This window comes from Mycolicibacterium austroafricanum (genome assembly GCF_902705885.1).
GTDB lineage: Bacteria > Actinomycetota > Actinomycetes > Mycobacteriales > Mycobacteriaceae > Mycobacterium > Mycobacterium vanbaalenii_A.
In genome coordinates this window covers 111267-134485 of the sequence record NZ_CACSIP010000076.1, presented here as the reverse complement: position 1 = coordinate 134485, position 23219 = coordinate 111267, and the positions used below count along the sequence as shown (strand labels likewise).

Annotated in this window: 16 protein-coding genes; 11 read left to right on the top strand and 5 right to left on the bottom strand. The window is 68.9% G+C overall.

The annotated features are described in order from the left end of the window. Positions 1 to 28 precede the first annotated feature (28 nt). The 4 genes from BEMPMBAN_RS32230 to BEMPMBAN_RS32215 all read left to right on the top strand — a co-directional run bounded on the left by BEMPMBAN_RS32230 (position 29) and on the right by BEMPMBAN_RS32215 (position 5858). Positions 29 to 2320: an AAA family ATPase gene (locus tag BEMPMBAN_RS32230; protein WP_234897823.1), complete on the top strand. Its 2292-nt coding sequence runs from the start codon at positions 29 to 31 to the stop codon at positions 2318 to 2320. Positions 2321 to 2362: 42 nt separating this feature from the next. Beyond that, on the top strand, positions 2363 to 3397 hold the full coding sequence (locus tag BEMPMBAN_RS32225; RefSeq protein ID WP_159235523.1) for a threonine aldolase family protein: 1035 nt from the start codon (positions 2363 to 2365) through the stop codon (positions 3395 to 3397). Positions 3398 to 3563: 166 nt separating this feature from the next. After that, on the top strand, positions 3564 to 4688 hold the full coding sequence (locus BEMPMBAN_RS32220; protein ID WP_234897820.1) for a baeRF11 domain-containing protein: 1125 nt from the start codon (positions 3564 to 3566) through the stop codon (positions 4686 to 4688). A 63-nt stretch (positions 4689 to 4751) separates the two neighbouring features. After that, positions 4752 to 5858, top strand: coding sequence for a serine hydrolase domain-containing protein (locus tag BEMPMBAN_RS32215; protein WP_159235522.1), 1107 nt, complete (start codon positions 4752 to 4754; stop codon positions 5856 to 5858). Positions 5859 to 5881: 23 nt separating this feature from the next. On the opposite strand, the gene BEMPMBAN_RS32210 is transcribed toward BEMPMBAN_RS32215, so the two are convergent. Beyond that, entirely contained in the window at positions 5882 to 8215 is a 2334-nt protein-coding gene (locus BEMPMBAN_RS32210) for an esterase-like activity of phytase family protein (protein ID WP_159235521.1), read from the bottom strand. A 175-nt stretch (positions 8216 to 8390) separates the two neighbouring features. On the opposite strand from BEMPMBAN_RS32210, the gene BEMPMBAN_RS32205 reads away from it, so the two are divergent. The 5 genes from BEMPMBAN_RS32205 to BEMPMBAN_RS32185 all read left to right on the top strand — a co-directional run bounded on the left by BEMPMBAN_RS32205 (position 8391) and on the right by BEMPMBAN_RS32185 (position 15077). Continuing rightward, the gene (locus BEMPMBAN_RS32205) at positions 8391 to 8693 is read left to right on the top strand and encodes a hypothetical protein (protein ID WP_159235520.1); all 303 of its coding nucleotides are present in this window, start codon (positions 8391 to 8393) and stop codon (positions 8691 to 8693) included. Between the two features lie 131 nt (positions 8694 to 8824). After that, a complete protein-coding gene (locus tag BEMPMBAN_RS32200; RefSeq protein WP_159235519.1) occupies positions 8825 to 9418 on the top strand; it encodes a TetR/AcrR family transcriptional regulator in 594 nt (197 codons plus the stop codon). A gap of 85 nt (positions 9419 to 9503) precedes the next feature. After that, positions 9504 to 10973 carry a DUF3375 domain-containing protein gene (locus tag BEMPMBAN_RS32195; protein ID WP_159235518.1) on the top strand — a complete coding sequence of 490 codons (1470 nt, stop codon included), beginning with the start codon at positions 9504 to 9506 and terminating at the stop codon, positions 10971 to 10973. Then, a complete protein-coding gene (locus BEMPMBAN_RS32190; protein WP_159235517.1) occupies positions 10970 to 11680 on the top strand; it encodes a DUF4194 domain-containing protein in 711 nt (236 codons plus the stop codon). Before BEMPMBAN_RS32195 ends, BEMPMBAN_RS32190 begins: the two co-directional genes overlap by 4 nt. Further along, positions 11673 to 15077, top strand: coding sequence for an ATP-binding protein (locus tag BEMPMBAN_RS32185; RefSeq protein WP_159235516.1), 3405 nt, complete (start codon positions 11673 to 11675; stop codon positions 15075 to 15077). Before BEMPMBAN_RS32190 ends, BEMPMBAN_RS32185 begins: the two co-directional genes overlap by 8 nt. Before the next feature lie 88 nt (positions 15078 to 15165). On the opposite strand, the gene BEMPMBAN_RS32180 is transcribed toward BEMPMBAN_RS32185, so the two are convergent. After that, positions 15166 to 15909, bottom strand: coding sequence for an MBL fold metallo-hydrolase (locus tag BEMPMBAN_RS32180; RefSeq protein WP_159235515.1), 744 nt, complete (start codon positions 15907 to 15909; stop codon positions 15166 to 15168). Positions 15910 to 16078: 169 nt separating this feature from the next. Between BEMPMBAN_RS32180 and BEMPMBAN_RS32175 the strand changes: the two genes are divergently transcribed. After that, positions 16079 to 16648, top strand: a complete 570-nt coding sequence (locus BEMPMBAN_RS32175) for a TetR-like C-terminal domain-containing protein (RefSeq protein ID WP_159235514.1) — start codon at positions 16079 to 16081, stop codon at positions 16646 to 16648. 1 nt (position 16649) lies between these two features. Here BEMPMBAN_RS32175 and BEMPMBAN_RS32170 read toward each other — a convergent pair whose 3' ends face one another. Then, a complete protein-coding gene (locus BEMPMBAN_RS32170; RefSeq protein ID WP_159235513.1) occupies positions 16650 to 17477 on the bottom strand; it encodes a helix-turn-helix transcriptional regulator in 828 nt (275 codons plus the stop codon). Positions 17478 to 17556: 79 nt separating this feature from the next. Here BEMPMBAN_RS32170 and ilvD point away from each other — a divergent pair, with 79 nt between their 5' ends. Continuing rightward, positions 17557 to 19407, top strand: coding sequence for a dihydroxy-acid dehydratase (ilvD, locus tag BEMPMBAN_RS32165; RefSeq protein WP_159235512.1), 1851 nt, complete (start codon positions 17557 to 17559; stop codon positions 19405 to 19407). Positions 19408 to 19419: 12 nt separating this feature from the next. Here ilvD and BEMPMBAN_RS32160 read toward each other — a convergent pair whose 3' ends face one another. Both BEMPMBAN_RS32160 and BEMPMBAN_RS32155 read right to left on the bottom strand, forming a co-directional pair. Continuing rightward, positions 19420 to 21606: a molybdopterin-containing oxidoreductase family protein gene (locus BEMPMBAN_RS32160; RefSeq protein WP_159235511.1), complete on the bottom strand. Its 2187-nt coding sequence runs from the start codon at positions 21604 to 21606 to the stop codon at positions 19420 to 19422. 94 nt (positions 21607 to 21700) lie between these two features. Further along, positions 21701 to 23197 carry a serine/threonine-protein kinase gene (locus BEMPMBAN_RS32155; RefSeq protein ID WP_159235510.1) on the bottom strand — a complete coding sequence of 499 codons (1497 nt, stop codon included), beginning with the start codon at positions 23195 to 23197 and terminating at the stop codon, positions 21701 to 21703. Between the last annotated feature and the right edge of the window lie 22 nt (positions 23198 to 23219).

Sequence of the window (23219 nt, the reverse complement as noted above, 5' to 3'; positions counted from 1 at the left end):
CCTGACGCTGCTGGCGCAGGGGCAGAACATGTTCCTCACCGGTAAGGCCGGCACCGGCAAGTCGACGCTGATCCGCCGTTTCATGGCCGACACCGACCGCAACGTCGTGGTCGCCGCACCGACCGGGATCGCCGCGCTCAACGTCGACGGCTACACGATCCACCGGCTGTTCGGTTTCCGCACCACCACGGGTCTGCACGAGGTGCGCTCCGGCGACTACCGGCCGGGTCGCTTCGCCAGAACCCTGGCCTCACTGGACACGCTGATCATCGACGAAGCGTCGATGGTGCGCGCCGATCTGTTCGACATGCTGGCGGCGGCGCTGACCCAGTTCGGTCCGCATCCGGGCAGGCCGTTCGGCGGCGTGCAGGTGGTGCTGGTCGGTGATCTGTACCAGCTGCCACCGGTGGTCAGCGAGCACGAGCGGGAGTTCTTCTCGACCGCGTATGAGACGCCGTACTTCTTCTCCGCACGATCGTTCGACCGTGACGACTTTCCCACCGTCGCCCTGACAAAGGTGTTCCGGCAACTCGGCGACGACCGGATGGCGGCCATTCTCAACGATATTCGCGAAGGCGTGTTGCTCGGGCATGCCCGCGAGCAGCTCAACGCGCGCACCGACCCCGACTTCGTCCCGCCCGACGACGAGTTCTGGATGACGCTTGCCGGCACCAACCGGCTGGTGACGGCGCGCAACCGCACCCAGCTGGACCGGTTGCCCGGTGACGAGATGGTGCACCACGCCCGAACCTCGGGAGATCTGTCGCTGTTCGACCCGCCCGTCGAGGAGACGGTGCGGTTCAAGGTCGGTGCGCAGGTGATGATGCTGAACAACGACCAGTCCGACCGTTGGGTGAACGGCACGATTGCCCGCGTCGTCGGCGTCGACCACGACCGCCACGGGGCCGTCGTCGTGGTGGAGTTCCCGGACGGCACCACCGCCGACGTCACGCCGTTCACCTGGGAGGCGACCCGCCCGGTCGTCGACGGCGGCTCGTTGCGGCGCGAGGTCGTCGGCGCCTTCACGCAGATGCCGTTCAAGCTCGCGTGGGCGATCACCATCCACAAGAGCCAGGGGCAGACACTGCACCGGCTGGTGGTGGATCTCAGCGGTGGCATGTTCTCCTTCGGGCAGCTCTACGTCGCACTGAGCCGCTGCACGTCGCTGCAGGGTTTGGTCCTCAAACGGCCGGTGCTGCCCAAGGACATGAAGACCGACCGCCGGATCGCCCGGTTCCTGCGCGCGTCGGTGCCCGGTGACCAGGCCCGCCGCTACTGCGCGATCGCCGTGCTCACCGTCGGCGAGGAGGGCCGGATGTCCCGGCCGCGACCGGTGGAGTTGGCGGTGGCGTTCGACGACGGCACCGCGGTGACGACGCTGGTGAACCCGCAGCGTGATCTCGCCGATGCCCGAATCGCCTACGGAATCAGCGTGTCCGACGTGCTGCTGGCTCCGACGCTGCGGGAGGCGTGGGCGGTGATCGCGCCGATGCTGACCGGATGCACCCCCGTCGGGGTGGGCGTCGACGAGACGATGGGCCTGATCGACTTCGAGCTCAAACGGCTGGGCCAGGTGGTGCCGATGCCGATGGGTGTGGACCTGCCGCGCCGCACCGGCGCCACCGGGCGGTCCGCGCTGGACGTCGCGACAGCGACCATGGCGGCCTTCACCGAGTCGGGGATGGGTGACACCGGTTCGTCGGCGTTCGAAGAACCGGAATCCGCCGAGGTGTCCGGGCTGCTGATCAGCCGGGACCACCACACCGCGACGCCGACGGCCGCGCACCTGCCTGCGCTGTCGGCGCTGCTGCGGGTGAGCCAGTCCGTGGGAACGGTGCTGCTCGGGGGGACGGCCGACGCGCCGTGTGATGAGGATCCGGCGGTGCGCCGGTCGGTTGCCGACCAGCTGCGGGCAGCGGCGGCGCGGGTCACGCTCACCGACGAGGTGATCGAGCGAGTACGCGCGGTCGAGGCGCTGCTGGACACCGAAATCCTGTCCGAGACAATGATTCTGGAACGTCCGGACATCAACGCGCTCCTGGCACCGGGCACCCGCATCTGCTTCACCGGGACCGCGCAGGATGCGGCGGGCCGGGTGCTGGAACGCGACGAGGTCGAACAGCTCGCGGTCTCGGCCGGGCTGACCCCGGTGAAAACCGTCAGCAAGACCCGCTGCGATGTGCTGGTGACCGCCGAGGCGGGCACCCAGTCGGGTAAAGCGCGCAAGGCCGCGGAGTTCGGCAAGCCGGTGGTGTGCGCCGACGAGTTCTTCGCCTGGGTCGCCGCCCACCCCGCCGCGAAATATCATTCCGGGTCGTGATCCCGGGCCCGATCACAGCCCTGGCTTCACTCTCGGCGCAGAATGGGCACCGTGTCGGCTGCCTCCACCGCGTTCGCCTCAGACAACGCCGCCCCGGCGCACCCCCGGGCGCTGCAGGCGCTGCACGACGTCAACGAGGGCACCGCGGCGGCCTACGGCACCGATGCCGTCACCCGGCGTGCGGCCGACGCCCTCAGACAGGCCTTCGATGCCGCCGACGCCGAGGTGCTGTTCGCGTTCACCGGCACGGCGGCCAACATCATCGCGCTGGCCTCGGCGGTCCAGCCGTGGCACGAGATCCTCTGCAGCGACGTCGCCCACGTGCTGCTCGACGAAGCAGGCGGGCCGGTCCGGCTCTCGGGCGCCCAGCTCACCCGATTGCCCAGCGACGACGGGCTGATCGCACCCGCCCAGCTGGACCACCGGCTTGCCCGCCTCGGCGCGGTGCATCACTCCCAGCCCCGCATCGTCACCATCACCCAGTCCACCGAGAACGGTCGGGTGTGGAGCGCACCCGCCATCGGCGAGTTCGTCGACCACGCCCACGCCGGCGGCCTGCTGGTGCACGTCGACGGCTCGCGGATCGCCAACGCCGTTGCCGCGCTCGATGTCTCGCCGGCCGAGGCGATCGCCGACGCGGACATCGTCACCGTGGGCGGAACCAAGAACGGCATGCTGTTCGGCGACGCCCTGCTGGTCCGTCGTCCCGAGCATTTCAGCGGCATCCACTTCGTGCAGAAGCAGATCGGTCACCTGGCCAGCAAGCACCGGTTCGTCGCCGCCCAGTTCCTGGCGATGCTCGAGGACGGTCTGTGGCTCGACACCGCCCGACATGCGAACACCATGGCCCGCCGGCTCAGCACCGGGATGACCGCGATGGGCCTACGACTGGCCTCGCCGGTGGAGGCCAACGAGGTGTTCGTGCACCTGCCCGCCGACGTGCACCGGCGACTCGCGCCGTCCTACGCCGTGCACCAGCCCGACCCGGCGGTGCCGGTGGTGCGGTTTGTGTGCGCCTGGTCGACCACCGAATCCGACGTGGACGACGCCCTGGCAACGTTGCGCGTGCTGCTCTAGGCAGCTTCGCCGCGCCGCGAAAGTTGTCCCACGGCTGTGATTTCCGGTCGGATCACGACCCGGAATGATATTTCGCGGCCGCAACCCCTGAGCAGTTCGGCGGCGGTGCGCACTCCCAACACGTGCCTATGGTGGAAAGAACACACCCGACACAAAGGAGTGAGTGGTGCCCCGATACCAGCTGCCCGACACAGCCACCCTGATGCGGCTCGGCGAGCCGCACGAACACGCCATCACGGTCTACGTGGAGACCTCGCCGGTCCCCGACCAGCGGGAGAAGAACCTGCTGACGGCCAAGAGCGCCGTCGACCGTGCGCTGCGCAGCATCCGCGAGCGGGGCGGCCGCCATGCCGTCGAGCAGCAACTGCGTGACCGGTGGACCGAAATCGCCGAGTCCGACCTGTGGCTGCGGCTGTCCCGGTCGCTGGCGATCTTCATCGCCGACGACTTCCACGAGGTGTACGTCCTGCCCAACGCGCTGCAGAACCAGTCACAGGTGGGTGCGTACTTCGACATCGGCCAGCTGGCGCGGGCGGTCACCAGCCCGCAGCAGGCGTTCGCGTTGACGTTGTCGGCCAATGGGTGGAATCTGTGGCGGGCCACCGCCAGCACCCGCGCCGAGGAACTTCCGCTGATCGGCGAGTACGCCACCGACGCCGCCGACGCGACCAACCGCACGACGATCCGCGATCGCGACCACGTGGGCAAGCTCGTCGGCGACGAAGGCAAGAAGGTGCTGCTGGAGACCTACGCCAAACGTGTCGCCGAGGCAGTCGAATCCGAGCTGGGGCACAGTGATCCGTCGGCGAAGACACCGCTGTTCCTGTTCGCCACCGATCCCCTGCTCGACCTGTACCGCGGCCTCGATCACAAGCGCCAGATCGTGCCGGTTCCGGGCGCCCCCGACTCGCTGCGTCCCGACCAGATCGACGACGCCATCCGCGAATCCCTGTCGACGCTGAACGCGCAGCGCACCAACAGACTCGTCGACGACATCGGTGACGGAGTGGCCCGCGGGCTGGTGGCCACCGACCTCGTCGACATCGGCCGGGCCGCGGTCGCCGGGGCGGTCTCGACGCTGGTGTACGACTTCACCGTCGACATCCTCGGTCGGCTCGACGACGCCAACGGCACGATCACCTATGACGACGACGGCTACGACCTGCTGTCGCGGATCGCGGTCACCGTGCTCGACAGGGGCGGCGAGGTGATCGCGGTGCGTCCCGAGGAGGTCACCGCCGACATCTGGACCGGCACGGCGGTGGCGGGGCTGCGGTTCCCGCTGAGCTGACGGCCCAGACCCACGCGATGAACCGCGCGATGATTCCGGGCGGGCCGGACGGTCGGTACCGGTATGAGCTTCGAACAGGTGCTGGACGACGCGATCGCCGCGGGCAAGGTGCCCGGCGCCATCGCCGCGGTGACGGCCCCCGGGCGTGGGCCGGCGATCTACGTCGGCGGTGACGACGGCTTCGGGTCGCCACTGCGGCGCGACACCATCATGCGGATCGCGTCAATCTCCAAGCCGATCGTCGCTGCGGCTGCACTGGCCATGGTGGACTCCGGCGAGATCGCGCCGGCTGATCCGATCGCACGCTCGTTGCCCGAACTCGTCGGCCGGCCGGTGTTGCGGGCCGAGGACGCGGCGCTGGACGACACCGTGCCCACGTCCCGCGAGGTCACCGTGGAGGATGTCCTGACGTTCCGGTGCGGTGACGGCATGCTGCCGCGGTTTCCGATGGACGCCCCGATCCAGTTGGCCTACGCCGAAGCACAATTGGGCAGCGACGGTCCGCCCGGCAGGTATGCGCCGCCGCCGCCCGACGAATGGGTGCGGCGGCTGGCGGCACTTCCCCTGATCGCCGCGCCGGGAAGCCGCTGGCTGTACCAGACGCCGGCGGATCTGCTCGGGGTGCTGCTGTCGCGGGTGGCCGGCCGCCCGCTGCCCGAGGTGCTCACCGAGCGGGTCTTCCACCCGGCGGGCATGGTGGACACCGGCTTTCACGTGGGCCCCGACAAGCTGCACCGCTTCGTTCCGCAGCTGGCACGCCACCACGACGGCTTCGCGGTGTTCGATCCAGTCGACGGCATGTGGGCCGGTGTCCCCGAATTCCCGCTGAGCTCCGCTGGTTTGGTGTCGACGATCGACGATCTGATCGCGTTCACCGATGCGCTGCGGGACGGGCGGCTGATCTCGACCGAGTCGTTGACGGCGATGACCACCGATCACCTGACACCGCAGCAACGCGCCGATGCCGACGTGTTCCTCGGCGGCGCGGGCTGGGGTTACGGGCTGTGCGTGGAAGCCGACGGACGCTACGGCTGGGACGGCGGCCTGGGCACCGGGTGGCGCACCGACCCGCGCACCGGCACCGCCGACCTGCTGCTGACCCAGGTGCTGTGGGACGGGCCCGAAGGGGCCGAGGTGCTCGACGGGTTCCGCGCGGCGGTTGCGGGATAGACCTTTCGGGGTACTCCTGAGACCTACCCGCCGAGTGCCTCCCCCGCCGGGCCGAGGTCCAGGAAGACGGTCTCGCCGTTGGCGTCGTCGAGTCCGTCGTTGTCGGTGACCACGTAGAGGTTCTGGTTACCCGCGATCGCGAAGCCCTCGACCTTCTCCTGCACGAAGCCGTTGCTCGCCGCGAGGTCGGGGAGCAGGTCGCGGGCCAGGGTCTTCGAAAGAACCTGTGGCTCTTGCCCTGCCGACGTCACACCCGACCCGTCGGGCATCGCCACCCGGTAGATCGCCTTCACCCGCGCGTCGGGGCCGTTGAGTTTGTCCCGTTCCAGCACCAGCAGCGCGCCGTCGTACACCGCGATCTCGGACAAACCGATCCAGTCGCCCTCGACGTCGGTGCTATCCAGCTGATAGCCGAACCACTCCCAGCTGTCTCCGTCAGGACTGTAGCGCCCGATCCGGACCACCCCGGGCGGATCGCTGCGGAGCTCGCGCTGTAACGCAACCCAGGCGGTATCACCCTCTACGACAACACCTTCGATTCCCTGACCACCCAGCTCGGCGGCGATATCACCGGGCAGCGGCACCCGGTTCTCGATGCTGCCGTCGGCGGCGACGTACACCAGCTCGTTGCCGGGTCCCTCTTCACCCTCCACGGCCAGCACGAACCCGCCATCGGGTCGCGCCGAGACGCCTTCGACGTCGAGGGCGACCGGCTGCCCGTCCTCGGTGATCGCCAGCTCGCTGTCGATCAACGCCGGTGTCTGTGCCACGTCCACGCCGAGCACCCGAGCCGGCCCGTAGGCGATGTCGGTGGCGGTGTAGAGACGGTTCTCGTCGGCCGGGTCGGCACTGAGTGCGCCGAGTGCGCCCCAGCCGATCGGCACCCCGTCGACGTCACCGGAGACAATGGACGGGAAAGGAGTTGAGTCACCGGCGAACTCGTCGCCGAATCCGTAGAGGTTGACCGCGGCGCGCACCCGGGCCTCGGCGTCGTCGGCCTCCGACGAGATGACCAGCAGGTTGCGGGACGGAACCGCCAGGATGCCTTCGGGTCCGGGAGTGGTCGGTAGGAGCTGACGGAACTGCGGCGAGGTCACGTCGCTGACGTCGTAGACGGCGACGAAGTTGCTGCGCTCCGAGGCCACCAATGCCGTGGGTCGACCGCCGATCTCGGTGATCGCCAGGCCTTCCGGTTCCGGCCCCTTGGACTCGGCCCTGCTCTCGATGTGCAGGCCCGCGCGCACCGCGAGTTGTTCGAAGCTGTTGCCGGCGTCCCAGACCACCTCGCCGGTGTTCGCGTCGAAGATCGTCCAGCCGCGAGTACCGCCCTTCCAGTCACCCTCGTTGGCGGTGGCCACGTGGTCGTCGCCGATCCAGCCGAGCGCGTCCGGCTCGCGCGGGGAGTCCGGGATCGAGCCGGTCTGGTCGATCGTGCCGTCCTCGGCGGTGTCGATGCCGTCGACGGATCGGGTTCCGGCGGAGAAGATCCGGGTCACCTCGCCGGTGCGCCCGTCGATCACCGCGATGCCGTTGTTCTCCTGCAGCGTGACCGCGATCTGGCCGCGGGAGTTGATGCTGACGTACTCCGGCTCGAGGTCCTCCGGGGTGTCGAGTCCGGCGGCGCGGGCCTGCTCGACGTCGAAGTCGACCCGGCGCGGCGTCCAGCCCGTGGGGGCGCCCGCGAGATCGATGAGTTGCACAAAACCCGTCGGCGGTTGCGGCAGGTCCCCCTCCTCTCCGCCGGGCGGGGTGAACTCCTCGTCGCGCTGGTTCTCCATGGCGATCGCGGCGAACGACCCGTCCGGGCTGATCGCGATCGAATCCGGTTGCCCGCTCAGGTCGATGCTGTGCACCCGGGTCCGGTCGCCCACCCGCACCACGTCGACGCGCCCTGACGGGTTGGGGAAGTCACCACCGGTGGTGTCGACGACCACCAGGACGAACTCGCCGACGGCGGCCACCGAGGTGGGCTGGTCGTCGGCATTGCCGAGTTCACTCAGCGAAAGTGTGCCCAGGCCAACGGGTTGCGCGGGGTTCCGCACGTCGAGAAACCCGATGCGTTTGGCGGCGGCGTCGGTGTAGATGACGGTGTTCCCGTCGGGGGTGACCGTGGAGATCTCGGCGACGGTCTCGTCCTCGACGGGTTCCCCGGTGGGCTTGTTGAGGTACACCGGGTAGGTCGACGTGCGGTGGAAGCGCTGGGCCGCCGGCAGGTTCCAGTCGATCGGCGAGGTGGCGCGTGGCGTGTCGGGTGCCGGCGAATCAGTGGCATCGTCCTGGCTGTCGGTACTGCAGCTGACCACCATCAGCGCTGTGACCGTCACCGCGGTCGCCGCTCGCACCACATTCCCCGTCATGCGTCACCTCTTCAGTTGTGCCGTTGCGTCGAGCCACCCTGGCGCGAGCGAGTGATGGCAGGGCGGTCAGCTGGTGAACACGAGGCAACGGATCGCTGAACAGCCGCGCCGTACCACTTCTACGATTCCGCCGCTTCGACACCGCACTCGATCCAGTCGAACATATGATCGAGTGGTGGGTGATCTGCAGAGCATCGGCCACGGCGGTCAGCCGACCCCCGTGGTCTTCCGCGCGGTCGACCCACCGCAGGACGTACTGGTGGATCTGGCCGCGCTGTTCCCCCGCGAACCGCACAGCCACGGCCGGTACCACCCGTTCGGGTTGCAGATGCACAAGGTGGTCCGCGGCGAACTGACCCGCTGGGGAATGTGCGAGCAGGGCCATTGGTGGGGACTGGTCAGCTACCCGGTCAGCCACGGTCCCAGGTGCGACCTGGTGACGCACTGGATCCCGGCATGGATGCTCAAGAAGGAGTGAGGCGTGGGTCGACGTCGCCGGGCGGTGCCCGTTTCAGGCACCCCGATGCGGCGCTACCGAACGTGCGCTGCCGACGCAGCTGCACTGAAGCGCGCGCACGGTGAGCTGCTTTCCGATAGCGTCGCCCGCTGATGAACAGCACTGATCCGGCGTCGTCAGACCGCTCGGGAGGCCTCCGAGAGCGCAAGAAGACGCGAACCCGCCTGGCGATTCGCCGCGAGGCGTTCCGCCTGTTCGAGCAGCAAGGGTACGCCGACACCACCGTCGAACAGATTGCCGCGGCCGCCGAGGTGTCACCCCGCACGCTGTACCGGTATTTCGGCGGCAAAGAGGGGCTGCTGTTGTCCGACGACCACATCTCGCCCATCGTCGAGGCTTTCGTCAACGCCCCTGCCAACCTCGGTTACGTCCGGGCGTATCGCCACGCCGTCACCTCGGTGTTCGGGTCGCTGGACCCAGACCAGCGCGAGGATGCCCTCACCGGTCAGCGGATCCTCTACACGGTCCCCGAGGCGCGCGGGCTGGTGTACTCGGCCTACCTTCGGCTGGCCGACCTCGTCGCCACGGCACTGCTGCGACGGCCCGACGGCCCTGCCGACGAGCAGGAGCGTCAGGTCATGGCCAGCGCCATCGTCGGCGTGATCATGGTGACTTCACACGGCATCCCGCTGCCCCAGGCCGCGCTCGAGCAGGCACTGTCGGTGCTCGACGACAGGCTGTGCTGACCCCTCACCCCTGCGCCGCCCGTGTCGGCGCGGTGACCTATCTTGGACCGTCCGACGAAGACGCCAGACGCATCGAGGAGCCCACGTGGACGGAACCCCCGACGGCGCTGCGCTGTCGGCCGCTGAGCTGCTCGAACTCAACCGTGACGTGCAGGGATCCCGCGCGCTGCGGCTGCTGGCCACGCTGAATCTGGGGCTGTACGCGACGCTGATGGAGCGCCACCTCATCGGCGGCGCCGTCCCCGAGACCGAGTTGGTGGTGCGGCTCGAGCAAGACCTCGCCGAGCTCGACCATCCCGACGGGCAGTCCGGGCTGGCGTTGATCAAGTCCTGGGCCAGCCAGGGCTGGCTGCACCGCATCGTGGACACCCGAGCCCAGCGCCACGACCAGAACATCTGCTACCTGACCCAGGACGCGCGCCGCGCGCTGGACTTCGTCCGCGGGATGCGGCGCAACGACACCATCGCCACCGGCGGCTCGATCAACGGCATCGCCTCCCGGCTCAAGCAGGTGGCCGTGCGCGTCGGCAACGACCCGGCACGCGTCCGCAAGCACATCGAGGCCGAGATCACGCTGCTGCAGGCCGAACTCGACGAACTCGACGCCGGGGAGCGGCCCGCCCCGGATGTCACCGACTCCTACGACGAGGCCCGCGCCATCGCCCTGCAGATGGAACGGCTGATCACCGACATCGGCCAGTACGGCACGATGATCGAGCAGGCCACCGCCGCCCTCGACGACCCCATCGACAGCAACCTCGCCTACCGCGACCGGCAGCGCCAGATGTACACCGACTACCAGGCGGCGTGGGACTCCCAGGGCCGCGACTCCCACCGCGCGTTCCTGCGGATGATCAACGACCCCGACCAGCGCGCCGAATTCGAGGCCGACGTGGCCGCGGTCGCCGAGGCGCTGCCGGACCTGGATCCGGCGCTGCGCAAGGTGATGGCCGAATTCTTCGAGCTGGTCGGCCACCAGATCGACGAGGTCGAACGGATCCAGCAGCGCTGCGCCCAGCGGGTCAAGCGGTTCACCGCGTTCGGCACGCTGGAGCAGAGCCGCGGGTTGGCCCGTCAGCTCAACGAGGCGATCGGCGCAGCGCGCGGCCTGCTCAAGACCTCGCTGACCGATTCCCGGCTGGACATCGACGTCCCGTTGGCCCGGCACGCGATCAGCTCGGTCGGTGCGCTCAGCTTCAAGATCGGGGACCTGTCCAACCCCAGACCGGCCCAGCCAGGCGGCACCGAGATCGACCTGACCAGCTTCGCCGCCCTGACCACCCAGGTCGACGCGCCGGCGATGTCGGACACCATCAACTCCGCGCTCACCAACGGTCCGGTGTCTCTCCCGGACGCGGTCGGGCTGCTGGAGGCCGCGTACCTGGGCCACGTCATCGTGCTGTGGTCCTGGGCGCTCAAGCAACCCACCGCGGCGGAGGTCTGCACGTCCAGCACGGTCCGGTTCCGCTCGCTCGACGGCCACGACCGCGAAATCGAGGTCCCGCATCTGATGTTCACCGAGCCGATCTCCACCCTCGTCGGAGCAGCACAGTGACGACCGACCACGAAGCCGACTTCGCCGCGTTCTCGCAGCTGCCGGAGGTGGACTCCACCACCCGGCCGCCGCACCAGCGCAGGCCACGCTTCGACGGGGACGTCTCCGAGCTGCCCGACCGTGCCTGCTGGGCGCTGCAGCACCTGCTGACCCGTCGCTACATCAGCGCCGAAACCGACGCCGACGTCTACCGCTGGGTGCTCGAGTACCGCGACCAGCTCAGTGTCCGGCTCTCCGAGCTCGACCTGATGCTGCGCGTCGTCGACGGAGCCTTCGAAACGGACGCAGTGGCCTTCGTCGAGCAGGCCCGCTACGAATCCGCCAGGGGCATCAAGCTTCTGCGCCGCGAGCCGCTGGGCACCTACGACTCCATCCTGGCGCTGCACCTGGCGCAGATGATGCGCGCCTCGGGCGGGCAGGCGGTGCTGATCAGCCGGGAGGAGATGCACGGATTGTTCTCCGGCGTGCTCAACGACACCGACCGCGACGCGGTCACGTTCACCGCGCGCGTCGACGGTGCCATCGCCCGGCTCGCCGGGCTGGAGATCCTGCGCCGCAGCCGCGACGACGAGGACAGCTACACCATCAGCCCGGTGATCTCCGCGATCATGACCGCCTCGGTCATCACCGAGCTCCAACAGCAGTTCGAGCTGCTGATGCGCGGCGAAAGCCCGCAGGACCAGGAAGAAGTTGCGATCGATGACTGAGCAGTTCCATCTGTCCCGGCTGCAGGTCATCAACTGGGGCGTGTTCGACGGGTACCACTCGATTCCGTTCAGCGCGGGCGGAGCGCTGATCGCGGGCGCCTCCGGAAGTGGTAAATCCTCACTGCTGGACGCGATTTCGCTGGGCTTTCTGCCGTTCAACCGGCGCAACTTCAACGCCTCCGGCGACAACACCGCCGCCGGATCCAGTGCCGGCCGGCGCACCGTCGACAAGTACGTGCGCGGCGCATGGGGGCAACGCAGCGACGGCGGCACCAGCCGGGTGATGTATCTGCGCGGCGAGGGCACCGCCTGGTCGGCCGTCGCGGTCACCTACGCCGGCGACTCCGGACGCACCGTCACCGGCCTGGTGCTCAAATGGCTGACCGGGGAATCCCGTTCGGACTCGTCGAGCCGCTTCGTCCTCGGGGACGGCGACCTCGACATCGAGGACGTGTGCAACCGCTGGGCCGCGGGCCGCTTCGACACCGGCGTGTTCAAGTGTGACGGCTGGCGGTTCACCACGAAGGTCGAGTCGCAGTACCTGGCCCAGCTGTACGCGACCATCGGCATCCGCGCCTCCGATGCCGCCCAGCAGCTGCTGGGCAAGGCCAAGTCGCTGAAAAGTGTTGGCGGACTGGAACAGTTCGTCCGGGAGTTCATGCTCGACGAGCCGGGCAGCCTGGCCCGGCTGCCGGAGGCGCTCAAGCAGATCGACCCGCTGGTGGAAGCCCGCGAGCTGCTGGCCGTCGCGCAGCGCAAACGCAAGATCCTCGGCGATATCGAGACCATCCAGCAGCGCTACGCCTCGGAGTCCTCGGATCTGGGGATCATAGATCTGGTCGACGCGCCCATGGTGCGGGCGTTCACCGATCATGTCCGGTTGGCGCAGTGCCCCACGCAGATCGCGACCTTGGACACCACCGTCGACCAGCTCGACAATGAATACGAGGACGTCACCCGGTCGTTGAATCTGGCAAAGGCCGAAGCGGATTCGCTCAACGCCCAGATCAGCGGGACCAGCTCCAGCATCGGCCCGCTGCAGTCGCAGGTCACCGCCGCCGAGACCGAGGCCGAGCAGGTGTCGCGGCGCCGCAACGGCTACGAGGATCTACTCGCCGCCCAAGGCCTCGACATCCCGGACAGCGCCGACGAGTTCTGGAACCTGCGCGAGGAGTTGCTCGCCCAGGCCACCGAGCTGCTGGCCCGGGTGGAACGCAACCGGGAAGCCTCCACCGACGCCGAGTACGCCCAGAAGGCGGCCCGCATCACCCGTGATGAGGCCGCCAAGGAACTCAAACGCGTCGAGCACGTCGGGTCGGCGCTGCCGGAGTTCGCGCTGACGATGCGCGAACACATCTGCGCCGCAATCGGTGTCGAGGCTACCGAACTCCCCTACGTCGCCGAGCTGATGGACCTGCGGCCGGAGCAGAACCGGTGGCGGGTCGCGGTGGAGAAGGTGCTGCGCGGCGCCGGTCTGCGCTTGCTGGTCCCCGACCGGCACCACGCCAAGGTGCTGCGGTTCGTCAACGACACCAACATGCGCGGCCGGCTGGCCCTGCACCATGTCCGCGTCAACTCGTTCGGCGCCGTGCCCGGTGAGCCCGAGCCGAACACGTTGGCAGGCAAGCTGTTCACGGTCGATCCGACACACCCGTGCGCCGCCGAGGCGGTCGACATCGTCAGCAGCGCCGGTGACCACATCTGCGTCGACACCCCCGAGGTGTTCAGCCGGTTCCGCCGCGCAGTCACCGACACCGGCTTGTACAAGGACTCCGACCGGCTGGCGATCAAGGACGACCGGCGTCCCCTCAAACAGTCGGAGTACCTGTACCAGGGCGACGTGTCGGCCAAGATCAACGCGCTGACCATGGATCTGGCCGCCGCGGAGGAGACCTATCAGAAGGCGCGCCGCGCGGCCGACGAGATCGCCGCCCAGCGCCAGCAGTGGCGCGACCGCGCCGCGGCGTGCAAGGCGATCTGCGAGCAGTACCCGCAGTGGAGCCAGATCGACATCGAGACCGCCGACGGGCACGCCGACCGGCTGCGCGAACAGTACGAACTGCTGCTCGCCGAGCATCCCGACATCGAGGCGTTGAACGCCCGCGCCGACGAATGCTGGTCGCAGATCCAGAAACTGATGACACGCCGGGGCGCGGTGCAGACCCGTCGCGACGATCTGGACGGGCGCCGGACCCAGCTGCTGGAGCTGTCCGAGCGGTTGGCGCCGGCGGCCGATGGGCGCTCGCGCGACGAGCCTCGATTCGTGTCCGAACCGTTGACCGAGTTGCTGAACCGCTACGCCGCGCAGATCCCGGTGTCGTTGGAGCTGCTCAACCCCGAGCCGCACCGGGAGGCGCTCTTCGCCGCGATCAAGCGGGAACGCGAACAGCTGCGGGAGAGCCGGCGGCGGTCCTACGACGAGCTGGCCCGCATCCTCAACACGTTCGACACCGCCTTCCCGGACGCGGTGCCGAACGACTCGGACGATTTCGACGAGCGGGTGCACGACTACGTGGCGCTGTGCCGCCACATCGACGAGCGGGAACTGCCGGAGGCCTACGAGCGGATGATGCGGCTGGTCACCGAGCAGGCCCCGGATGCCATCCTGACGTTGCACCGGGTGGCCGAGCAGGAGGCGCGGCGGATCAGCGAGCAGATCGACCGGGTGAACACAGGCCTGGGCGCGGTGGAGTTCAATCGCGGTACCCGGTTGACGCTGCGGGCCACCCCGCGGGCGCTGGCGGCGGTGTCGGAGCTGACAGAGATCGTGCGGGCAATCTCGCGGCGCATCGCCGAGGTGGGGTTGGGGGACAAGCAGGCGATCCTGGACCAGTACGCCGACATCCTGCGGTTGCGCAACCGGTTGGCGTCGGCGGCGCCGGAGGACAGGGCGTGGACGCGGGATGCCCTGGATGTGCGCAACCGCTTCACCTTCGACTGCGCGGAATGGGATGTCAGCACCGACGAGCTGATCCGTACGCACAGCAACGCCGGGGACAATTCCGGGGGCGAGCAGGAGAAGCTGATGGCGTTCTGTCTGGCCGGCGCGCTGAGCTTCAACCTTGCGGCGCCCGGTGACGCGGGAACGAACGAAGCGAACCGGCCGGTGTTTGCGCAGCTGATGCTCGACGAGGCCTTCTCCAAGTCGGATCCGCAGTTTGCCCAGCAGGCGCTGCAGGCGTTCCGCAAGTTCGGTTTCCAGCTGGTGATCGTGGCGACGGTGCAGAACGCGACGACGATCCAGCCCTACATCGACAGTGTGGTGATGGTGTCCAAGACCGAGGCGACCGGCCGCAATGCCCGTCCGGTCGCCACCGTCGCGACCCGCACCATCTCGGAGTTCAACACGCTGCGTCAGGAGATGCGGTCCGGCGCCAGGGTGCCTGCCGGGGTATAGGGCGCCCCCATGCGTTCAGACTGCGAAGGCGGCGACAAAGTGCGAGAAGCGCCCGCCGCCAGCGCAGTCTGAACGACAGGTCGGCCCGTCAGCGGCGGTCGACCCAGACGTCGCGGCTGTGTACCGGCAGCCCATGGCCGGGCAGCAGGTGCTCGACCGGCAGCTCGCGCAATCGTCCCTCGGTGCGGGCGGCGGCCCCGTCGTCGACGGTCTCGGGGGTGAACCACGCGCGATCACCTGCGCTGAGCACTGCGTCGCCGGAGATCAGCGTCGCGCTCTGGGCGTGCCAGAACGCGGTGGAGTCATCGGTGTGCCCTGGCACCGACAGGATCTCCCAGCCGGGCACCCCTGGCAGGGGCTGTCCGTCGACGAGGGGGCGGGCGCCCCGCAACGCTTGACCGACCATTCCCTTGGCTCCGCCGTAACCGGCGATCTGCGCGCCGCGGACGAAGCCGATGAGCGCCGCGGTGTCCAGCGGCTGACTCAGCAGGGTCGGCCAGATCTGCGCCACCTTCGACAGCGAGGGGGTGCGCGGTTGCTGCGACCCGTCCAGGTAGCCGACCGTCACCGCCGGGAGATGAAGCGCAGCACCGCTTTCCCCGACAAGAGCGGGCGCCCCGGCAACATGGTCGCTGTGGCCGTGGGTCGCCACCACCGCGGTGACCGTCCCACCGAGCACCGAAAGCACCCCGGCGACGTCGTCGCGGCTGCCGGGCAATCCGGGGTCCACCACCACGCAGGACCGGTCACCGTGGATGAGGTAGCAGTTGAAGATCCACCGCGACAGTCGGGTGATGCCGATGTCGCCGTAATGCTCGACGATCAGTGACATCGGATTCCCCTTCGACGATCGGCGTCGGCCGGCCATCGTTCATGGTAGACGCGAACGGACTCCACCTCCGGCCGGAGTTTGCCGAACGCTTCGCTGCCGGGCCCCGAACTGTGGCACACTGGAGTTTGCTGGATCAGCTGCGAGGGGGTTGCGCTGAAAGGAAGAGCCGATGGTGGACGACCATCCACTGGCAGACTATGACCGGGATCGGATAGTCGCTGCCGTCCACGAAGAAGTGGCCCGTTGGGGCCTCGACCGCTTCAACCTCGCCTCGATGGCGCATCACCACGGGCTGGACGAGCAGCTGATTCTGCGGCACTGGCCCGACGCCGACGCCCTGATCCGCGACGCGCTGGCCCACCGGCCCGGTGATGCCGACGGGCCGCCCGACACCGGATCCCTGCGCAGCGATCTGTTCATGCTGGCGGTCCGGATGGCCACGTTGGTGAGCTCGGCGGCCGGCCGCAAGCTGCACGGCGGGCACCTCATCGGTGACGCCCACATCTCCAGTGTCGAAATCCGGCAGACGGTGTGGCGGGACCGTGCCGCCAGCCTCAGTGTGGTCTTCGACCGTGCCCGCGAACGCGGTGAGCTACGCAGCGGGGTCGACTTCCTCCACGCGCTGGAACTGCTGTTCGCCCCGATCAACATGCGCGCGTTGTACACCGGTGAGCCGGTTGATGACGACTATTGCCACACTGTCTCCGATCTGGTCTACCGGGCGGTGGCAGCCGTCTGAGTCACTGCCCGATCAGCCGCCGAAGCCGTTGCGCATCAACGGTTTCGGCGCCCGGCAGGTAGGCGACGATGTGGATGTCGGGGACGTCGACCGGTGCGACCTGGTGATGTTCGAGCAACAGGTCGCCGACGACGGGGTGCCGGAATCGGCGTTCGCGGGAGGTGAAGCGCTCGATGCCGGTGGCCCGCCACGCCTCGGCGAAGTGGTCGCTGGCGCCCAGCAGCCGATCGACCAGCGCCGTCACCGATGGCTCCCCCACCCGCGGGCCGGCGTCGGCGCGGAACTCGGCCAGGAAGCGGCGGCTGTCGGTGTCCCAGTCCGGCAGCAGGTCACGGATGTAGGGGTCCATGAACACCAGCCACAGCAGGTTGCGGTCGGCCGCGGCGGTGTGCTCGATGTTCGGGTAGAGCGCGGCGTAGGCCCCGTTCCAGGCGACGATCTCCCAGTCCGGTGCGATGGCGAACGCCGGGTAGCCGGCCAGCGCGTCGAGGAACCGCTGGATCTGCGCCGGCAGCGGGCCGCCGGACCCCGCCGACTCGGCGGCATAGCCGCCCAACGCGAGTACGTATTCGTGTTCGGCGGCGCTCAGCCGCAGCGCGCGGGCGACGGCGTCGAGTACCTGCCGGGACGGATTGATGTCGCGCCCCTGCTCGAGCCAGGTGTACCAGGTGACGCTCACCCCGGCTTCGACCGAGACCTCCTCACGGCGCAGGCCGCTGGTGCGCATCCGCGGCACGGTGGGCAGCCCCAGTTCGGCGCGCGGCGCGGCCTCGCGGCGCGCACGCAGGAACTCGCCCAGGGCGAGGCGTTGCTGCGCGCGTTTGTCCACGACACCTCAGGCTAGTACCGGCACTACTAGCATCAGCGCCGACTTCCCGGGGAACGGCCGCGGTACCAGCGTGGACGTCATGACGGTTCTGAGATCACGTACGGTCACCCACGGACGCAACATGGCGGGGGCGCGGGCGCTGCTGCGCGCGTCGGGGGTGGCCGGCGACGACATCGGCAAGCCGATCGTCGCGGTTGCCAACAGCTTCACCGAGTTCGTGCCGGGGCACACCCATCTGCAGCCGGTCGGGCGAATCGTGTCGCAGGCCGTCACGGCGGCCGGTGGGGTGCCGCGGGAGTTCAACACCATCGCCGTCGACGACGGCATCGCGATGGGTCACGGCGGCATGCTGTACTCGCTGCCGTCGCGGGAGCTGATCGCCGACTCCGTCGAGTACATGGTCAATGCGCACTGCGCCGACGCGTTGGTGTGCATCTCCAACTGCGACAAGATCACCCCCGGGATGCTGATGGCCGCGCTGCGGTTGAACATCCCGACGGTGTTCGTCTCCGGTGGGCCGATGGAGGGCGGCTCTGCCGAGTTGGTCGACGGCACGGTGCGCACCCGGCTCAACCTGATCACCGCGGTCGCCGACTCGGTGAACAACGAGGTGTCCGATCCCGACCTGGCCCGCATCGAGGAGGCAGCGTGCCCGACGTGCGGGTCGTGTTCGGGCATGTTCACCGCGAACTCGATGAACTGCCTGACCGAGGCGCTGGGGCTGGCGCTGCCGGGCAACGGGTCGACGCTGGCCACCCACACCGCGCGGCGCGCGCTGTACGAGGACGCCGGGCGCACGGTGATGGCACTGTGCCACCGCTACTACGACGACGACGACGCGCGGGTGCTGCCCCGCGCGATCGCCGGCCGCGACGCGTTCGACAACGCGATGGCGATGGACATCGCGATGGGCGGCAGCACCAATACGGTGTTGCACCTGCTGGCGGCCGCCCGGGAAGCGGAGCTGGACTACACGCTGGAGGACATCGAAAAGCGCAGCCGGGCGGTGCCCTGCCTGTGCAAGGTGGCGCCCAACGGGCACTACCTGATGGAGGACGTGCATCGGGCCGGTGGCGTCCCGGCGATCCTGGGTGAGTTGTGGCGCGGTGGACTACTGCACGAGACCGTGCACGCGGTGCACGCCGATTCACTGGCGGAATGGCTGCGCCGCTGGGACATTCGCGGTGGTTCGGCATCGGGTCACGCCGTCGAGCTGTTCCACGCCGCGCCCGGGTGTGTGCGGTCGGCGACGGCGTTCTCGCAGTCGCAGCGCTGGGAGAGCCTGGACACCGACGCCGCGGCCGGGTGTGTCCGTGATGTGCGGCACGCCTACTCCGAGGACGGTGGGCTGGCGGTACTGCGCGGCAACCTGTCGACGGACGGCTGCATCGTCAAGACCGCAGGCGTGGACGAGTCGATCCTGAAGTTCTCCGGCCCGGCTGTGGTGGTCGAGTCGCAGGAGGACGCGGTCGAGGCCATCCTGTCGGGCCGGGTACAGCCGGGTGATGTGGTGGTGGTCCGCTACGAAGGGCCCCGGGGTGGGCCGGGAATGCAGGAGATGCTCTATCCCACTTCGTTTCTGAAGGGTCGTGGGCTGGCCGGCGTGTGCGCCCTGGTAACCGACGGCCGGTTCTCCGGTGGTTCGTCGGGGCTCTCGGTCGGCCACGTCTCCCCTGAGGCCGCCGCCGGCGGCACCATCGCGCTGGTCGAGGACGGCGACCTCGTCACGATCGACATCCCGCACCGGACGATCCAGGTCGACGTCGGCGACGACGAACTGGAGCGGCGCCGGGCGGCGTTGTTGGCGTCGGTCGGCGGGTACCTGCCCCGCTCCCGCGAGCGGGTGGTGTCGGCGGCATTGCGGGCCTATGCGGCGCTGGCGTTGTCGGCGGACAAGGGGGCAGTACGCGACGTCGGTGCGGTGGGCTAGCTAGCTGGCGGATTAGCCGGCGATGGCCTGATCCGCCACCTTCTCGACCTCGACCAGGTTGTCGCCGTACACGCCGGCGTTTCCGAGTGAGCAGTGCCGGTCGGCGGTGATCGCGTTGACCGTGGTGCCCGAGGTCTTCCCCTGCCAGTGGCCGACATTGGCCATCACCAACCCGGGTATCAGATCCGACTCGTACACCGCGGGGCCTTGGAACGAACCGCGGTCGTTGAACACCCGCACCAGCTCGCCTTCCCCGATGCCGCGTTCGGCGGCGTCGGCGGGGTGGATGAACACCCGCTGCCCACCCTGGACCTGCTGCTTGTCCGCCGCGTTGCCGTACTGGCTGTTGAGGAACGCGTGCGGTTTCGGCGAGATGATGCTCAGCGGAAAGCGTTCGGCGAGTTCCGGATTGGACTGCGGCGATTCGAACGGCGGGATGTAGTCCGGGACCGGGTCGACGTAGCCGCCGGGTTGCATCCCGTCGTACATCGACCGCCACACCGGAACCACGAAGTTGCCGCCTTCGGCGAGGCTGGACTTGAACTCACATTTGCCCGAAGGGGTGGGGAAATTGCCCTCGGCGTGCGGCGCCCGGGTGTCGGGCGTGCCGACGTTGAGCCGCATCCAGCCCACCTCTTCGAGCTTCTCGAAGGTGATGCCGGCAAGCGCCGGTGCAGCCCAGTCGTGGAAGTCGATCAGCATCTCCCGGTCGGTCCGATCCCAGTAGGCCATCGACTCCTGGTCGAACTCCATCGTCCTGGCCAGCCGCCGGAACAGCTCGACGTTCGGGACGCACTCCCCAGGCGCCTCGATCGCCGGCTGGTTGAGTGAGATGTAGAGGTGGCCCCACGTCACCATGATGTCGAGCTGCTCGGCCTGCATGGTGGCAGGCAGCAGGATGTCGGCGTATTTGGCTGTGTCGGTGATGAAATGCTCGCTCACCACCGTGAACAGGTCGTCGCGCATCAGCCCCCGCATCGTCTTCTCCTGAGCCGGCCCCTGGGACACCGGGTTGGAGTTGTAGACGAACAGCGACTGGATGGGCGGATCGAGCTCGAGTTCACCGGTCAGCGCCATCCCGAGATCGAGTTCGTTGACCACCCGGGTGCCCTCGGGGATCCACTCCGGCTTGCAGATGGCGTCGAACTTCGTCGGGAACTCCCAGATCGGCATCTCCATGGTGCCGCCGCCGACGTGTCGCCACGCACCGATGAGCGCCGGCAGGCAGGTGATGGCGCGGATGGCCTGGCCGCCACCGCGGCTGCGTTCCAGCGCCACTCCCTGACGGATCGCTGCGGGCGGTGTCGTGGCGTACTCCCGTGCCAGCGTCCGGACGTCGTCGGCAGGTATCCCGGTGATCTCCTCGACGCGCTCGGGCGGGAAGTTCGCGGCGCGCGCGGCCAGCTCGTCGTAACCCACGGTGTACTTCTCGACGTAGTCGGTGTCGACGAGCCCCTGGGCGATGATCTCGTGGATCATCCCGAGCGCCAGCGCCCCGTCGGTGCCGGGCCGGATAGGGATGTGCCAGTCGGCTTGTCGCGCGGTGCGGGTGCGGAACGGATCGATGACAACGATCTTGGCGCCGTTGTTCTTTCGGGCTTCCAGCAGGAACGGCCAGCCGTGCAGGTTCGTGCTGGTCATGTTCATGCCCCAGACGATGATGTACTTCGAATGCGCCATCGACTCGACGTCGAGGCCACCGGAGCCGCCGACGGTCATGTGCCACGCCGTCGAGGACCCGGACTCGCAGTAGGTCTTCTCCGCGACGGTGGAGCCGAGGCGGTTGAAGAACGCGTCGCCGGCGGTGAGCCCGTTGAGCACCCCCTGGTGGCCCAGGTAGGCGTGCGGCATGATCGCCTGGCTGCCGTACTCGTCGATGATCGACGTCCACCGGCGCTTGATCTCGGCCAGCGCCTCGTCCCAGCTGATGCGCTCGAACTCACCCGCGCCCTTGGCGCCCACCCGGCGCATCGGGTGCAGCAACCGGTCGGACTGGTAGTGGTGTTCGTGGAAGTTCTTGACCTTCACGCACAGACCGCCCCTGGTCATGGGATGGTCCGGATCACCTTTGACGTCAACGAGTTTGCCGTCTTCGACGTGGTAGAGCATCGCGCAGGTGTCGGGACAGTCATGCGGGCACGCGCCGCGCACGATGGTCAGTTCTTTGGGTACGTACGTCGGATCGGCCTCGAGCGTCATGGCGGATTCCTTCGAAAGGAGGCTGTGGGCTGCCTCCAGTGAAGGACACGGGTGTGCCACCGGAATTTCGCCGAGATTAAGGTGATGTGACCTGTTACGCCGAACCGTATTCCAGCGCCGGCTCCGCGGAATCCACCGACCCGTTGCTGGAGATGGTCAGCATGTCCGGCTGCACCCGATACCGGGCCCCGTCGGCGGGGTTGACGGCGACGAAACCGCTGCCCGCCGGTTGCGCGTCGGACAGCTCCAGGCTGGCGCCGTCGCGCAGCCGCTCGCCGCGGTAGTAGTAGCTTCCGGAGTCGTTCTCGCAGACCACCGCCAGCGAGTTCGCCGTCCTGATCACCGCGGCAGGTGTGCTTCCCGCATCGCAGCGGGCCGAGTGCCCGACAAAGCCCTGCGCATCGGTGCCCGACACCCCCTCGATCGGGGTGGCGCTCGTCGTGGGGGTGGACTCCTCGGAGGCGGTGCCCGGGGCTGACAGGTTCGGTGCGGCGATCCGGGGTTCGGACCCGCCGGTGTCGGAACCGGACACCAGCACCGCCGCCAGCAGCGCGGCGACCCCGAACAGCGCAACGGTGACGATCGCCAACACCGGGGCGGTCCGCGACTTACGTGGCGGTGCGGGGCGTGCCGGCACCGGCACTGGCGGGCGCGAAACCTGGCTGAGGGCAGCGGGGTTCGGGTCCGCGGTGGAGAACTGCCGGGTGCTCGGCGGCGGACCGGGGCGGACCGGGGCAGCCGCGGGCGCCGGTTTTGCGGCTGCGGCCGTCCTGACCGCCGCGGCGAGTGCGCCGGCCGACGGGTACCGGTCCGCGGGGTTCTTGGCCATGCCGCGCGAGATCACATCGTCGAACGCCGGGTGCAGGCCGTGGCGGAGTGCGCTCGGCCGCGGCGGCGCGGAGAACAGGTGCGCCCCCATCACCTCGCGGAGGTCACCTGACGTGAACGGTGCTCGGCCGGTGAGGCATTCGAACACCAGGCACGCCAGCGAGTACACATCCGACGGGGGCTCGCCGCGACCACCGTTGAGCCGTTCCGGGGCCATGTAGGCGCAGGACCCGATGACCAGCCCGGTGCTGGTGATGTTGGCCTCGCCGCCGCCCTGGGCGATGCCGAAGTCGACGAGGTAGACGAAGTCGTCGGGGGTGAGCAGCACGTTCTCCGGCTTGATGTCGCGGTGCACCAGGCCGCTGGCGTGGGCGGCGTCCAGCGCGGCCGCGACCTGGCCGACGAGCGCGGCGGTGCGAGCCGGTGGCAGCGTTCCGTGGGCGCGCAGTTCGTCCTTGAGGCTGGCGCCCTCGACGAGTCGCATGTCGATGTACAGCACGCCGTCGATCTCGCCGAAGTCGTGCACCGGGATCACATGGGGCGCCTGCAGCCGGGCAGCCATCCGGGACTCCCGCCGGAAGCGTTGCTGAAAGCTCGGATCGGCCGCCATGTCCGCACGCAGCAGCTTGATGGCCACCACCCGGTCCCGGACGGTGTCGTAGGCGCGGTAGACCTCACCCATCCCGCCGACACCGATCAGCGACTGCAGTTCGTAGGGCCCGAAGCGGGTGCCCAGACGAGAGGCGCTGTTCGGGTAGCCCATCGACGTCCTCCTCCTTCCGGCA

What these genes read in the sequence shown, in the direction of transcription:
- BEMPMBAN_RS32230 (WP_234897823.1), top strand. Translation starts at nt 29, where the DNA reads ATGTTCCTCACCGGTAAGGCCGGCACCGGCAAGTCGACGCTGATCCGC.
- BEMPMBAN_RS32225 (WP_159235523.1), top strand. Translation starts at nt 2,363, where the DNA reads ATGGGCACCGTGTCGGCTGCCTCCACCGCGTTCGCCTCAGACAACGCC.
- BEMPMBAN_RS32215 (WP_159235522.1), top strand. Translation starts at nt 4,752, where the DNA reads ATGAGCTTCGAACAGGTGCTGGACGACGCGATCGCCGCGGGCAAGGTG.
- BEMPMBAN_RS32210 (WP_159235521.1), bottom strand. Translation starts at nt 8,215, where the DNA reads ATGACGGGGAATGTGGTGCGAGCGGCGACCGCGGTGACGGTCACAGCG.
- BEMPMBAN_RS32200 (WP_159235519.1), top strand. Translation starts at nt 8,825, where the DNA reads ATGAACAGCACTGATCCGGCGTCGTCAGACCGCTCGGGAGGCCTCCGA.
- BEMPMBAN_RS32185 (WP_159235516.1), top strand. Translation starts at nt 11,673, where the DNA reads ATGACTGAGCAGTTCCATCTGTCCCGGCTGCAGGTCATCAACTGGGGC.
- BEMPMBAN_RS32180 (WP_159235515.1), bottom strand. Translation starts at nt 15,909, where the DNA reads ATGTCACTGATCGTCGAGCATTACGGCGACATCGGCATCACCCGACTG.
- BEMPMBAN_RS32175 (WP_159235514.1), top strand. Translation starts at nt 16,079, where the DNA reads ATGGTGGACGACCATCCACTGGCAGACTATGACCGGGATCGGATAGTC.
- ilvD (WP_159235512.1), top strand. Translation starts at nt 17,557, where the DNA reads ATGACGGTTCTGAGATCACGTACGGTCACCCACGGACGCAACATGGCG.
- BEMPMBAN_RS32160 (WP_159235511.1), bottom strand. Translation starts at nt 21,606, where the DNA reads ATGACGCTCGAGGCCGATCCGACGTACGTACCCAAAGAACTGACCATC.
- BEMPMBAN_RS32155 (WP_159235510.1), bottom strand. Translation starts at nt 23,197, where the DNA reads ATGGGCTACCCGAACAGCGCCTCTCGTCTGGGCACCCGCTTCGGGCCC.